Consider the following 11,696-nt stretch of genomic DNA (forward strand, 5'->3'; position numbering starts at 1 on the left):
CCCGGAATTATCTGTTGCGATTGCCGCGCCCCAGGGCCCGGCTCATCTGTGCCGCGATCTGGCCCTGGCTGCGGCGGAACCCCTGAACGTCAGGTGTTGTGATGTTCATGACGACATTGACCGCGCGCCCACCGCCCGAGGTGCGCACGCCCAGCTTGCCATCCGGCCCGCGGGCCAAGGGCATGATCGCCTCGGGGCCCGCCTCACCCATCAGCCCCGTGCCGCCCCGCATCGGGAAGGTGGTCGGGCCGCTGATCACGCCGCCATTGGCAAAGGGCATCACGCGCCCCTGACTGAAGCTGCCGCCATCGGCAAAGGGCAGAACCCCTTGCACCACGCTGCCGACTGTGTTGGCCAGCAACCCGCCAAAGTGATCCGTCACCGGCTTGATCGCTGCCGCATAGGCCGTCTGGATCAGCGAGTTCTTCAACACGTCCAGCGCATCCGACAGGTTCATCCCGTCCAGCACAACGCCGTCAAAGGCCTTGCGCAACCCGCTGGACATGCCGCGTTCCAGCGTGGCGACATCCTTGCCGGTTTCTTCAAAAGCTGCGCTGATGCGCTTCATCTGCCCGTCAAACGCCGCTGCCATGCTGGCCGCATCACTCAGCGAGTCGCCCAGTGCCTCGCCCCGTTCCTGCAGGTCGTCAAACCCGTCACGATCCGTCATCACGCTCTCCTAGTTGCTTGTCCGGGTAGGCCGCCAACAGCGCGTCCAGTCCGGCGCGGTTCATCGCGGGAATCCCGGCGCCTTGCCCCAGCATCAGCCGCAGCTCGGCAGGGGTCAGACGCCAGAACTGTTCCGGCGTCAGGCGCAAGCCGACGAAACCGGCCCGCATCAGAACAGGCCAGTCGAACCCGCTCATGCGCCACCCGGCACCATGAAGGCCCGCGCCAGTAGTTCTGCCGCCGCTTTTGCGCCTGCCATGGGGCCGCCTGTGATCTCGGCATGCATCACATCGGCCCGCGCCACATCGGCCCCACCGCCGCGCAATCCGGCCACGATCAGCGCCAGCACATCACTGCTGGAATAGGCCCCACCTTCGAACCGCTGCACCAGATCGACCAGCGACCCGGCCTGCAGTTCCTGCTCCAACTCCGCCAAGGCACCCAAAGTCAGTTTGAGCACCCGCCGCTCCCCATCGATGGTCAATGCCACCTCGCCCGTCCACGGATTGGCCATCAGAGCGCCGTGAAGCTCAGCGCACCGGCGCTTGCCAGGCTCATCTCATAGGTCGCCTCGCCATTGTGCGAGCCTGCGTATTCGATGCCGGTCACCTGAAACGGGCCTTCGACAATGCCGAAATCGGGAATGATCACCTGAAAGCCCGGCGTCTCACCATCAAAGAACAACTGCCGCGCGCGCTCATCCGTGCCTTCGTCCCGAAACACGCCCGAGCCCGAGATCGAGGCCGACTTAACCCCCGCCCCCGACAGCAACTCACGCCAGCCGCCCTGGCTTTCCAGCGTTGTCACATCCACACTTTCCGCGTTGAAACTGATCCGCGTGGCGCGCAGGCCCGCGATGGTCTCGAACAGGCCCGTGCCGTTCATATCCACTTTGACCAACAGGTCTTTTCCGTTCTGGGCAGCCATGTGCTCTCTCCGTTGATTGCTTAGTCGTCTTCCACGCGGGCGCGGAATCTCAGGTCGATCTGGCGGATCGCGCCGCCTGTTCCGGTGCGCCGGGCGCGGGCACGTTCGAACCACAGCCCAACCAGACGCCCCCGATCCAGGGTCAGGTCCGCGCCTTCCAGCGCATCGCACACTGCCCCGGCCAGCATCTTGGCCGCGCTGAAACCAGCCGCCTCGGACACCACGGAAACCGTGAACCGATGCAATGCACCCGCGCCGGATTTGTCCGAGGCTTCCCGGACCTCCTCCGGGCCTAGCGTCACGTAGGTCTCGGGCACGGTTCCGATGGGCACCGCGTCATAGATCGCGCCACCGGATTGGGCGCTGACATCGGCGTCGTTCGAAAGCTGTTGAAACACCGCCGCCTGCAAAGCAGCTGAAACGCCGTAACTCATGCCGCCACCTCTTCATCTGCGAAACAGGTCAGATACCGGCCCTGTGGGTCCCGATCCGCGACCGCGCGGATCACAAAGCGGCGCGCGCCTTCCACGAAACGCTGATCCGGCGAAGGCCGCATCGAGGACCCCTCGGGCGCGCCGCGCACGACAATGCGATAGCCAACGCGCGACACCGGCACCCCGGCGATGGATCGCTCGGACCCGCTGCGCGCTGTTATCTCGGCCCATACTGTGCCTAGCGCCTCCCAGGTCTCGGCAAAGCCACCCGCACCGTCGGCCACGCGTATGGGGGCCTCAAGCACCAGCTTGCGGTTCAGATGCGGAGCGCTCATTGGGTCACCCCTGCGCCAAAGCGTACAATCCGGTAGCGCTGGATCAGGCTGGTGACGCCAAAGGGCATGCAGCCCGCGCCAAGCGCTGTTTCATCGCGATATTCGTAGTAATGGGCAGCAAGCAGCAGCACCGCCTGCCCCAGATCGGCGGGCAATCCGCCCCAATCCACCGACAGCCCGGCGGTGAAATCAATCTTCACACTGCCCCCGGTCGGGACCTTGGGCAAAGCAGTCGCCACAGGCCGCAGCCGGGGGCGCTGACTGTCGCGCTCCAGCCGATAAGCACCGTCATCGGCAACGCTGTCCACGCCAGCCGCGTCGGTAACCGTGACCACATCAATCGCCGAGACCGGGGCAGCCGGCAAAACCTCGCCAGACCGATCGCGCCAGCCGTTCAGGCTCCAGGAAAAAGCGCGTTCAATCAGAACCTTGCCCGTGCGCGCCTCAATCGCCGCAATCGCTGCCCGCAGAAAACCCTTCAGCACCTCGTCCTGCACATTGTCCTCGGCAAAGCCTGTGCCCAGCCGCAGATGCGCCTTGAACTGATCCACCGGCAGCGCCGCATCCGCGATGGCGGTTTCTTCGATCAACATCATCCATTCACTCCGCAATCTCGGCCCCCTCCGGGGGTCGTCACTTCAGGAAATTGGCGGGCACGCGCCGCCCCACGTTGCTCGGACGGAGGGGAGCAGCTAGACAACGCGGGGGATCTCACCCCGGCCCGCGCCCGCCGCCCGAGGGGCCAATGGCCCCCCGGATCCGTCACCGCTTAGGCAGTGCCGAATTTCAGCAGCTTGATCGCAGCAAAATCGCTCACGTCACCGCCGACGCGCTTGGTCGCGTAAAACAGGACATGCGGCTTGGCGCTGAACGGGTCGCGCAGCACGCGCAGATCGGGGCGTTCGGCGATGGTGTAGCCCGCCTGGAAATCGCCAAAGGCAATGGCAAAGCTGTCGGACGCCGCATCCGGCATATCCTCGGCAATCAGCACCGGATAGCCCATCAGACGCGCAGGCTCACCAGAGGCCAGACCGTCCGACCACAGGAAGCGGCCATCGCTGTCCTTCAGCTTGCGGATCTGACCGGCGGTTTTCGAGTTCATGACGAAGGTGCCATTGACCCGGTACTGCGCGCCCAGCGCGTAGACCACATCGACAATCGCATCCGCATCAACGCCGCCATCGATGCCGGTGGCCACATAGCCCAGGCTTCCCCACGACCAGGTGTCATTCGCCACCGCACGGTGGATCATCAGGCCCTTGGGCTTGTCGATCCCATCCCCGTTGATAAAGGCTGCGGCCTCGGCACGGGCGAACTTGTCCGCGATGCGACCGGCCAACCAGCCTTCGACGTCAAACGCGCTGTCATCCAGCAGACGTTGCGAGGCCTTGGGCAGCGCACTCAGCTCGTGCAGCGGGATCGAGATACGGTCAATCACCGGCGTCGAGGTCTCTGCCGTAGTCGACGCCTCATCCACCCAGCCCGCGCCCACATCGGTATGGTCGATCAGCACGTCGAACGAGTTCGCCTCGACATTCACCACCGACGCAATCGAACGGATCGAAGCGGTCGAGTTCAGCACCGACTTGACCGTCTCAGCGGTTTGCGGATCGACCAGATAGCCGCCATCGCTGTTGACCGCGGTGGACAGCGATTTCGCTTCCATCTCGAGCCCGCGCAGCCCGTCATCCTCGCCGGACCGCACATAAGCGTCGAACGCCTTCTGATGCGGTGCGCCGTCTTCGATCGAGGCCGCAAGATGCGGACGCGCCGCGATGGTTGATTTACGATCCAGCATGGTCAGTCGCTCTTCTGTCTGTTGCAGTTTGGTTTTAACTTCGGCCTTGAGGCCCTTGAATTCATTCACGAAGCCAGCCATCGCCTGCTTCACCTCCTGAACCAGGGGCGCACCCTCTCCGGTCAAGGCCGGGGTCTCGGTCTTGCTCATCAGCACTTCCTTATTGGGGGGTTGCGGCGCTAGATCCGCGCCAGCTCCTGCCGGGCATCTCGGAACACCTCGGCAATACTGCGCCAGGTGAACGCGGTTTCGGGGTCTGCCCCTTTCGCCGCCACCCGCGCACTGGGCAGCATCGGGAAGGTCACCAAAGACACCTCCCACAGCTCCAGTTCGGTCAGGACCCGCTGGCCCTTGTCATTCTTCACGGCCCGCTTGGTGCGATAGCCAATCGACAGTCCGTCCATGGCACCGGCGCGGATCAGTTCCGCTGCCTCGCGGCCCTTCTGCGTCGCCTCCAGCAGACGTCCCTTGACCCAAAGGCCCCGGTCATCCTCGCGCACCTCGTCCCAGACGCCGATGGGCTGGGCCGGGTCGTGCTGCCACAGCATCTTGACCCGCTGACCCGCCTCGGCCAGCCCGGCCAGCGAGCTTCGATACGCCCCGCGCTGCACCACATCGCTGCCCTGATCGACCTGCCCGAACAGGCTGGCATAGCCTTCAATCACCGCATCATCCGAGACGGACAGACCGTCCCCAAACCGCGCGAATTTATGTTCCAAATCCATGAACTTCTCCATGTAACTCACTGACTTTATGGCGCCGCCACAAGGAATGACTGAAACGCCTGCGCCAGGATCACCGCCGCCACGCCATAGACCGTCAGCCACAACCGCCGCTCCAGCCGTTCCATCATCTCTTCGATCTGATCCAGTCGCCGACAGAGGTGAGCGTGCTGGATCTCGGCCACCCGCTCATGCGCGGCCAGACGCAGGCCCGGCGCGCATTCGAACGGGGGATACCCCTCAGCCATCGGCACGCTCCGGCAGCCCCAGCAAAGCGCGCTTCTCGGCATCGCTCAGGAAATCGGCCCCGTTGACCCGCGCCCATTGCGCATCGCGTTCCGCCGACAATGCGGGCACCTGATCCAGATCGGGCTTCAACACCAACTCCTCGCCGGTAAAGCCCGCCAGCCAGTCCGACACCGCCGCCGCCACCCGCGTCACCAGGGGCAACACGGTCAGGCGATAAAACGCCCGGTTGGCCTCCTGATAGTTCGAATAGGTCGCGTCGCCCTGAATCCCCAGCAGCATCGGCGGGACCCCAAAGGCCAGCGCGATCTCGCGGGCGGCGGCTTCCTTGGTCTTTTGAAACTCCATATCCGAGGGCGAGAAACCCATCGGTTTCCAATCCAGCCCCCCTTCCAGAACCATCGGCCGCCCGGCATTCCGCGCCCCGCGATAGTTCTGCTCGATCTCGTCCGACAGACGACGGAACTGATCCTCGGCCATCACCCCATGGCCATCGCCCTTCCACACCAGCGCCCCCGAAGGCCGCGCCGCATTGTCCAAAAGCGATTTCGACCACCGCGACGCGCTGTTATGCACATCAATCGCCATCGCCGCCGCCTGCATCGGCGAAAACCCATAGTGATCATCCTGAGGGTGGAACGATTTGATATGACAGATATTTTCCGCCGCGAACCGATGCTTCTTGCCACCGACCGCGTAATCATACGCCTTAGGCCAGCCATCCGCCCCCGGCACCACGCTCATCCGATCCGAGCGCAACACATGTAGCTCTACCGGCAAGCCTTCCTCGGCCTGTACAGCCTCAACATAAGCATTGCCCGACAGCAGCAACTGCCCGAACAGGGCCTCCATCAACTCCGCCCGTCCCTGCGCCGCATTCGGACGGCGCATCAGCGACAGGATCGGATGAGTATCAAACCGCTGCGCCTGATCCTGCAACACCAAAGGCAGAGCCGCCGCCGCCTCGGCAATAAGCTTGACCGAGCGAAACCCCACCGGGTTCCCCGAAAACCCAGTCCGCGTCAGCGACACCGCGTCCCGAGGGCTCCACGCCACGCGCCCGCCCGTCTGCCACGCCACCACAGGTCCCGCCGCGCTCGCCTTCGCCTCGGGTGCCTCGCCAGCCGATCCACGACGCAAGAAATCGAATACCATCTGTGCTCCTTTCTGCCGCCGCTCTGCCCGGCTTGTTGAAAGGAGTTATGACGGAAAGAAGTTTAGGGCTTGGGAATGGGGCGTACGGCGGTTGGGCAACGGCCCTAAAGCTCCTTTGCTGCAATCAAACTAAACAAAGGTGTAGCGGCGAATGGTTGTGGCTCCACAAAATACCAAGACAAATGCCCCCGTCTTGCTTTCATCTTAATGCTATGCAGAGTATGAGCGCTGAGATTAAGTGATTGCTTACCTCTGCCGATAAGTGCGTGAGGTTTCTTCGAAGCACGTATTTGGGGTTGTAAATTTGCGTCTACTTCTTATTCCACTTCTTGCTGCAGGGTTAGTTGCATTCAGCTCTGCAACCAAAAGTCGTGCGAGTGAATCGCTTTCCGTTAGTACATTTGCCGCGCCACAGCACTTCGTTTCTTACCTTCTCCAGCATGATCGAGGTGTTGGGAAATTTGATCGGAATCTGACTTGGGTCAATCCAGACGACTCCGATGTCTTAGTGATTTTTCTTTCGGACTCTAAGGATGGTAAATTTATCCCTGCGGTTCTGCAAACGCCCCTGATTAAAGTTATGTCGGTGGTCGATACTCATCTATACAGATTATCCGAGGACAACTTCGGCAGCTCTATAAAGTCTGACGTTTTTGTGTTTTCAGTAAATTTGCTGAAACTCAAAATGGATATGACTGGCACTTCCCCAGAGGACTTGGAGAATTCGGAGTATCTGTCGTGTTTTTCCGCGGGGCTGGTGAACTCGTTCTATGAACTTGGACATTTAGTAGCGGATTACTCAAAGATCGGGGACATTTGCGATGTGATGATTATCAAGGAAAACCGCTAAACTGGAATGTGCGCATCCCAAGATGTCCCCATCAAGAACAGTCTTTCCAGGCAAAGAAGAAGACGAGTTGATTACGGGTATTACAGGGACAATGCGATCTGTGGGCTTCTGTAACTTAACCAAATAGGAGCCTCACAAACTCCGCACCCTCGGCCACCGAAACGCTCCCGCTGGTCCCACAACCAACTCATGCAGTGCCCAGACCAGCGCGTCGACTCGGTCGGGCGAACCCTGCCCCTCGAACCCGCGCGCGGTCATCTGGCACATCTGCTCCTCCAGCGCGTCCAGCCCGGCCACGTGGCTCACCCGCCCCTGCTCGTACAACGCGGCCACAGGCTCGGCCCGCGCGACCTTGCCGCGGGAGGCCCGCACTGCGCGATAAGGGACCAGAGGATCCACCTGCCGCACCACCTCTTCCACCAGCTGCCCGCCCTGATTGACCTCGGCCACCAGACGTTCGGCCCCGAACTCATCCATTGCGTCAATCGCCGCCTGCGCCCAGCCCGCCGGGCCAACGCCCTGCACCGTCCGGTCGGCCAGCACATAGGCGCGCCAGTCCCCGGGCGGCCCCTGCACCTGCGCGCCAACCACCACGATCCCGCAAGCATCTGCGCCTGAACCGGATGTCACCGCCGGGTCCAGCGCCACAACGATCCGATCCAAATCGGGCACCTGCGCACAGCGCGCCGCCTCTAGCATCGAGCCCGTCCACAGCGCCCCCTCCGCGTCAGACAGCAGCACACCATCCAACTCCTGCCGCCCTAGCCGCGTACCCGCATAACGGGCGCGTACCTCGTCCAGAAATGACTCCGCCAGATTGGCCCGGTTCGCCTCAGTCGGCGCGTGGGTCTGGACCGTGGACGGAGAGGCCAGTAATTCCTTCAAAACCTTCACATTCCTTGGTGTCGTGGTCACACAGACCCGAGGCCGATCCCCCAAACGCAAAGCAAATTGCAGCATATCCCAGGTCTCGCCCGCCTTTTTCCATTTGGCCAACTCATCCACCCAGGCCGCATCGAATTGCGGGCCGCGCAGCCCCTCGGGATCATGCGCGGAAAACGCCTGCGCCTCGGCCCCATTGGGCCAGATCAGTTTGCGCTCGGACGCCTTCCACACAGGCCGACGATCCGGTGGCGAGCATTGCAATATCCCACTGTCGCCAAAGATCATCACGTCGCGCACCTGATCGAAGGTCTCGCCAACCAACGCCACGCGACTGGCCTCGCCACGATCCAACGGCTTGGCCCCCTCGACCACCCGTCGCACCCATTCAGACCCGGCGCGCGTCTTGCCCGCGCCACGCCCGCCCATGATCACCCAGGATCGCCAGTCCCCCTCGGGCGGCAACTGATGCGGCAGCGCCCAGAACTCGAACAGGAAAGGGAGGGCACACAGCCCCCCCTCCCCGATCTCACTCAGAAATCTCTCCCGCACCGCAGCATCGGCGGAGGCGAGCCAACCTGCACCCGATTTCAAATCGAGCGCGCTCAAGGTCGAGCGCATAGCCCCCTTGGGCAATTCCGGCTTGTCTGTGATGTTGTTCGACAAAGTTTGCCTCCACTTTCTGGCACGTTCGGATCAGCCCCTCCAGCTGACCGAGTTGCCGTGCTGAACCAGCAAGATCTGCATCCTCCCCGGCTCCGATCTGCCTGCGCAGTTCTTCCGCTGCCTGGCGCAGATCGCGAATGGATCGCTCAAGCGACTGCAACAAGTCAGCCGTCTGGGAAATCCGCTCTTCCGGGGTAATCAAAGTCATGTTTGCCTGTGACCTCATGCGTGAGTTTTCTCCGCACGAGAGAAACGAAAAACGGCCACCGGGTCGCCCCGGGGCCGTTGCCCACCTCTTCTAGCATGGCACAATCGATATAGAAAAAAGTGCGCGAAGTCAATGCTTTACGCAACACACGCGCAACACGCACCGTGCGGCCTGTTTACACTTCGCCGTCAATCTCCTGACGATTTCAGGCCTTACCCCCGCGCGATTTCCAACAATGCCGCGCTGACGATCAGGGTCGCGCCGATGAATTCGCGCAGCCCAAAAGGTTCGCCCGAGAACACGGCAGCGGAAATCAGGCCAACGACAATCTCGCTCATCAAAAGCAAACCGACCCGCGCAGGCGTTAACAGCGTTGCGGGCCAAATTGTCAGAAAAATCATCGGCAGCGTGTATAGGACCGACAGCAGCGCAATCGGAAGCACCCGGACAATAACGTCGCTCTGCTCGCTCAACGCGCCCGCGCTGAAGGCCAGACTGGCCACTGACAGCAACAATGCCCCGGTGATGAACGCAAAGACCTGCCCCGGAACAGAAATACCTGACGCCCGGTACAGCCCAAGTGTTCCCACAGCCCAGGCCATTCCTGACAGAAGGGCCGCCCAATCCCCGACATTGCTGGGCCACGGGATGATCTGCTCGCCCCCGAGGACGATGACCATACCGCCAAGCCCACAGGCAAGCCCCAACAGCCGGATCAGGGTCAGCCGCTCGCCCAGAAAGACAAGGCCGACAATCGTTCCCCATACTGGTGTGAGGTAGAACAGCAGGATCGCGCGCACGACATCGGTATAGATCAGGCTGATCGTGAACAGGCCAAAAGCTGCACCAGTGAACACGCCACTGAACATCAGGTCCTGCCAGCGAAGCAACAAGTCCCGCCTGTCGCGCCACAAAAAGGGTGCCAGACCAACAAGAGCAGCCGAATACATAACGATGCCGGGCCAAGCGCCGCTTAGTCCCTGATCAACGAAAAAGCGGACCGGGATCCAATACAGCCCCCACATCATGCCGCCAAACACAAGGGCGACACTTGCGACCTTCAGGTTAGAGCCGTGCAAGTTTCTTGACATCATCTGTGATACTCGGTGCCGATCATTTCCGGTTGCGGCACAACCCGCTCAAATTGCAGCGGCCTGGACCACAAAATCGATGCCGCAAACCGCCCAGGAACACCAGCAGATTCTCTACCACGAGGCGCTTGGGGTTTACCCAATGCAGCTTCAACACCTTGACAAACGCCGCCACAGACTTCATGTGCCCCATCAAAGCGCTGACGCGTGAGCATTGGCGGGCTTCTTCCGCCCCACAGCGCCCTACAGACACTTCTCCAGTTCCCCTTCACGCAGGGTTCTTGATGCGATGGCCGGATGGCACAGGGTTCGCCTGTGAGTCCCGAGGCCGCGCAAAACCCCTGCCGGTTGCGCGGTTGCCGCGTGACACGTTTCAAATGCGCCCCGGCCAGTTCGGCCCGGGGTGGAAAAAGGATAGACATTGTTCGACTTTGACATGCTGGGCCTTGCGCCAGCTTTGAATGACGCGCTGAAACGTGCGAATTTTTCGCAGCCGACCCCGATCCAGAACCAGGCCATTCCGTTGGCCCTGAACGGGCATGACATTCTGGGGCTCGCCCAGACGGGCACCGGTAAAACCTTGGCCTTTGGCCTACCGCTGATCGATCACCTGCTGGCCCAGCCGGGCAAGCCCGATCCCAAAACCGCCAAGGCCCTGATCCTTGCCCCCACCCGCGAGCTGGTGAACCAGATCGCCGACAGCCTGCGCACCCTGACCCAAAAGACAAAGCTGCGCGTGGCCACTGTTGTGGGCGGACAGTCCATCAACAAGCAGATCATGTTCCTGTCCCGTGGCACCGACATTCTGGTCGCCACCCCCGGACGTCTGATCGATTTGATGGAGCGCGGCGCGGTTGACCTTGGCGCCGTTCGCCATCTGGTGCTGGACGAGGCAGACCAGATGCTCGACCTCGGCTTCATCCACGCGCTGCGCAAGATCGCGCCCGCGCTGGGGACGCCGCGCCAGACTATGCTGTTCTCGGCCACAATGCCCAAGCAGATGGAAGAGCTTAGCCGCGCGTACCTGACCAACCCGCAGCGCGTACAGGTCTCGCCTCCGGGCAAGGCGGCGGACAAGATCACCCAGTCGGTGCATTTTGTCAGCAAACCGGGAAAGCCCAACAAATTGCGAGAAATTCTGTCACAGGACATGGACGCCCTGACGCTTGTCTTCTCGCGCACGAAACACGGGGCCGAGAAGCTGATGAAAGGGCTAGTCGCCGATGGCTATAACGCCGCGTCGATCCATGGCAACAAAAGCCAGGGCCAGCGTGACCGCGCCATCAAGGCCTTCCGCGCCGGAGAGATCAACGTATTGGTCGCAACGGACGTGGCCGCACGTGGGATCGACATTCCGGGCGTCGCCTATGTGATCAACTACGATCTGCCCGAGGTGCCCGACAACTACGTCCACCGCATCGGCCGCACCGCCCGCGCCGGGCGTGAAGGCGAAGCCATCGCGTTCTGCTCAGCGGAGGAGGTCGATCTGCTGCGCCAGATTCAGAAGCTGATGAAAATCGACATTCCCGTGGCCAGCGGAGAAATGCCCGAAGCCGTGCAGGCCGAACGCCCCGCGCGCGGTCAGAACAATCGCCGCCGTGGATTCCGACCCAAGCCCGCCAATGGCGGCTCAAAGCCGTCGCAATCCAAGCGCAGGCGGCCCCGTCGCAAACCCGCAGCTTGACCCAACAAAAAACAGCGCCCGAACCGGCG

General features: G+C 62.1%; 16 protein-coding genes. 2 read left to right on the plus strand and 14 right to left on the minus strand.

Features of this window, described 5'->3' with window-relative positions:
- Window positions 1-7 precede the first annotated feature (7 nt).
- The 11 genes from ACR0KX_RS09350 to ACR0KX_RS09400 form a co-directional block, all read right to left on the minus strand.
- The gene (locus ACR0KX_RS09350) at window positions 8-670 is read right to left on the minus strand and encodes a phage tail tape measure protein (RefSeq protein WP_170449913.1); all 663 of its coding nucleotides are present in this window, start codon (window positions 668-670) and stop codon (window positions 8-10) included.
- Complete coding sequence (locus ACR0KX_RS09355; protein WP_170449911.1) at window positions 657-866, minus strand: rcc01693 family protein; 210 nt, start codon at window positions 864-866, stop codon at window positions 657-659. The genes ACR0KX_RS09350 and ACR0KX_RS09355 overlap by 14 nt, the downstream gene beginning before the upstream one ends.
- Window positions 863-1,183, minus strand: a complete 321-nt coding sequence (locus ACR0KX_RS09360) for a gene transfer agent family protein (protein ID WP_170449909.1) — start codon at window positions 1,181-1,183, stop codon at window positions 863-865. Before ACR0KX_RS09360 ends, ACR0KX_RS09355 begins: the two co-directional genes overlap by 4 nt.
- Window positions 1,183-1,596 carry a phage major tail protein, TP901-1 family gene (locus ACR0KX_RS09365; protein WP_170449906.1) on the minus strand — a complete coding sequence of 138 codons (414 nt, stop codon included), beginning with the start codon at window positions 1,594-1,596 and terminating at the stop codon, window positions 1,183-1,185. Before ACR0KX_RS09365 ends, ACR0KX_RS09360 begins: the two co-directional genes overlap by 1 nt.
- A 20-nt stretch (window positions 1,597-1,616) precedes the next feature.
- Window positions 1,617-2,030, minus strand: a complete 414-nt coding sequence (locus ACR0KX_RS09370) for a DUF3168 domain-containing protein (RefSeq protein WP_170449904.1) — start codon at window positions 2,028-2,030, stop codon at window positions 1,617-1,619.
- Window positions 2,027-2,365, minus strand: coding sequence for a phage head closure protein (locus tag ACR0KX_RS09375; protein ID WP_170449902.1), 339 nt, complete (start codon window positions 2,363-2,365; stop codon window positions 2,027-2,029). Before ACR0KX_RS09375 ends, ACR0KX_RS09370 begins: the two co-directional genes overlap by 4 nt.
- Complete coding sequence (locus ACR0KX_RS09380) at window positions 2,362-2,961, minus strand: head-tail connector protein (protein ID WP_170621986.1); 600 nt, start codon at window positions 2,959-2,961, stop codon at window positions 2,362-2,364. Before ACR0KX_RS09380 ends, ACR0KX_RS09375 begins: the two co-directional genes overlap by 4 nt.
- A gap of 173 nt (window positions 2,962-3,134) precedes the next feature.
- On the minus strand, window positions 3,135-4,313 hold the full coding sequence (locus ACR0KX_RS09385; RefSeq protein ID WP_170621987.1) for a phage major capsid protein: 1,179 nt from the start codon (window positions 4,311-4,313) through the stop codon (window positions 3,135-3,137).
- 29 nt (window positions 4,314-4,342) lie between these two features.
- The gene (locus ACR0KX_RS09390; protein WP_480626156.1) at window positions 4,343-4,888 is read right to left on the minus strand and encodes an HK97 family phage prohead protease; all 546 of its coding nucleotides are present in this window, start codon (window positions 4,886-4,888) and stop codon (window positions 4,343-4,345) included.
- Window positions 4,889-4,914: 26 nt separating this feature from the next.
- Complete coding sequence (locus ACR0KX_RS09395) at window positions 4,915-5,133, minus strand: GTA head formation protein, RCAP_rcc01685 family (RefSeq protein WP_170449893.1); 219 nt, start codon at window positions 5,131-5,133, stop codon at window positions 4,915-4,917.
- Entirely contained in the window at window positions 5,126-6,286 is a 1,161-nt protein-coding gene (locus ACR0KX_RS09400) for a phage portal protein (RefSeq protein ID WP_170621989.1), read from the minus strand. The genes ACR0KX_RS09395 and ACR0KX_RS09400 overlap by 8 nt, the downstream gene beginning before the upstream one ends.
- 262 nt (window positions 6,287-6,548) lie before the next feature.
- Here ACR0KX_RS09400 and ACR0KX_RS09405 point away from each other — a divergent pair, with 262 nt between their 5' ends.
- Window positions 6,549-7,136, plus strand: coding sequence for a hypothetical protein (locus ACR0KX_RS09405; RefSeq protein ID WP_170449889.1), 588 nt, complete (start codon window positions 6,549-6,551; stop codon window positions 7,134-7,136).
- Between the two features lie 132 nt (window positions 7,137-7,268).
- On the opposite strand, the gene ACR0KX_RS09410 is transcribed toward ACR0KX_RS09405, so the two are convergent.
- The 3 genes from ACR0KX_RS09410 to ACR0KX_RS09420 all read right to left on the minus strand — a co-directional run bounded on the left by ACR0KX_RS09410 (window position 7,269) and on the right by ACR0KX_RS09420 (window position 9,983).
- A complete protein-coding gene (locus ACR0KX_RS09410; RefSeq protein ID WP_480708351.1) occupies window positions 7,269-8,639 on the minus strand; it encodes a DNA-packaging protein in 1,371 nt (456 codons plus the stop codon).
- A complete protein-coding gene (locus tag ACR0KX_RS09415) occupies window positions 8,548-8,892 on the minus strand; it encodes an aldehyde dehydrogenase family protein (RefSeq protein WP_170621991.1) in 345 nt (114 codons plus the stop codon). Before ACR0KX_RS09415 ends, ACR0KX_RS09410 begins: the two co-directional genes overlap by 92 nt.
- Before the next feature lie 212 nt (window positions 8,893-9,104).
- Entirely contained in the window at window positions 9,105-9,983 is an 879-nt protein-coding gene (locus tag ACR0KX_RS09420) for a DMT family transporter (RefSeq protein ID WP_480708353.1), read from the minus strand.
- Window positions 9,984-10,404: 421 nt separating this feature from the next.
- On the opposite strand from ACR0KX_RS09420, the gene ACR0KX_RS09425 reads away from it, so the two are divergent.
- Entirely contained in the window at window positions 10,405-11,667 is a 1,263-nt protein-coding gene (locus ACR0KX_RS09425) for a DEAD/DEAH box helicase (protein WP_170621993.1), read from the plus strand.
- Window positions 11,668-11,696 lie beyond the last annotated feature (29 nt).

Source organism: Ruegeria sp. BG5 (assembly GCF_056538425.1).

Excerpts from the sequence above, each read along its gene's own strand:
- ACR0KX_RS09350 (WP_170449913.1), bottom strand. The coding sequence starts at position 670 with ATGACGGATCGTGACGGGTTTGACGACCTGCAGGAACGGGGCGAGGCA.
- ACR0KX_RS09355 (WP_170449911.1), bottom strand. The coding sequence starts at position 866 with ATGAGCGGGTTCGACTGGCCTGTTCTGATGCGGGCCGGTTTCGTCGGC.
- ACR0KX_RS09360 (WP_170449909.1), bottom strand. The coding sequence starts at position 1,183 with ATGGCCAATCCGTGGACGGGCGAGGTGGCATTGACCATCGATGGGGAG.
- ACR0KX_RS09365 (WP_170449906.1), bottom strand. The coding sequence starts at position 1,596 with ATGGCTGCCCAGAACGGAAAAGACCTGTTGGTCAAAGTGGATATGAAC.
- ACR0KX_RS09370 (WP_170449904.1), bottom strand. The coding sequence starts at position 2,030 with ATGAGTTACGGCGTTTCAGCTGCTTTGCAGGCGGCGGTGTTTCAACAG.
- ACR0KX_RS09375 (WP_170449902.1), bottom strand. The coding sequence starts at position 2,365 with ATGAGCGCTCCGCATCTGAACCGCAAGCTGGTGCTTGAGGCCCCCATA.
- ACR0KX_RS09380 (WP_170621986.1), bottom strand. The coding sequence starts at position 2,961 with ATGATGTTGATCGAAGAAACCGCCATCGCGGATGCGGCGCTGCCGGTG.
- ACR0KX_RS09385 (WP_170621987.1), bottom strand. The coding sequence starts at position 4,313 with ATGAGCAAGACCGAGACCCCGGCCTTGACCGGAGAGGGTGCGCCCCTG.
- ACR0KX_RS09390 (WP_480626156.1), bottom strand. The coding sequence starts at position 4,888 with ATGGATTTGGAACATAAATTCGCGCGGTTTGGGGACGGTCTGTCCGTC.
- ACR0KX_RS09395 (WP_170449893.1), bottom strand. The coding sequence starts at position 5,133 with ATGGCTGAGGGGTATCCCCCGTTCGAATGCGCGCCGGGCCTGCGTCTG.
- ACR0KX_RS09400 (WP_170621989.1), bottom strand. The coding sequence starts at position 6,286 with ATGGTATTCGATTTCTTGCGTCGTGGATCGGCTGGCGAGGCACCCGAG.
- ACR0KX_RS09410 (WP_480708351.1), bottom strand. The coding sequence starts at position 8,639 with ATGCGCTCGACCTTGAGCGCGCTCGATTTGAAATCGGGTGCAGGTTGG.
- ACR0KX_RS09415 (WP_170621991.1), bottom strand. The coding sequence starts at position 8,892 with ATGACTTTGATTACCCCGGAAGAGCGGATTTCCCAGACGGCTGACTTG.
- ACR0KX_RS09420 (WP_480708353.1), bottom strand. The coding sequence starts at position 9,983 with ATGTCAAGAAACTTGCACGGCTCTAACCTGAAGGTCGCAAGTGTCGCC.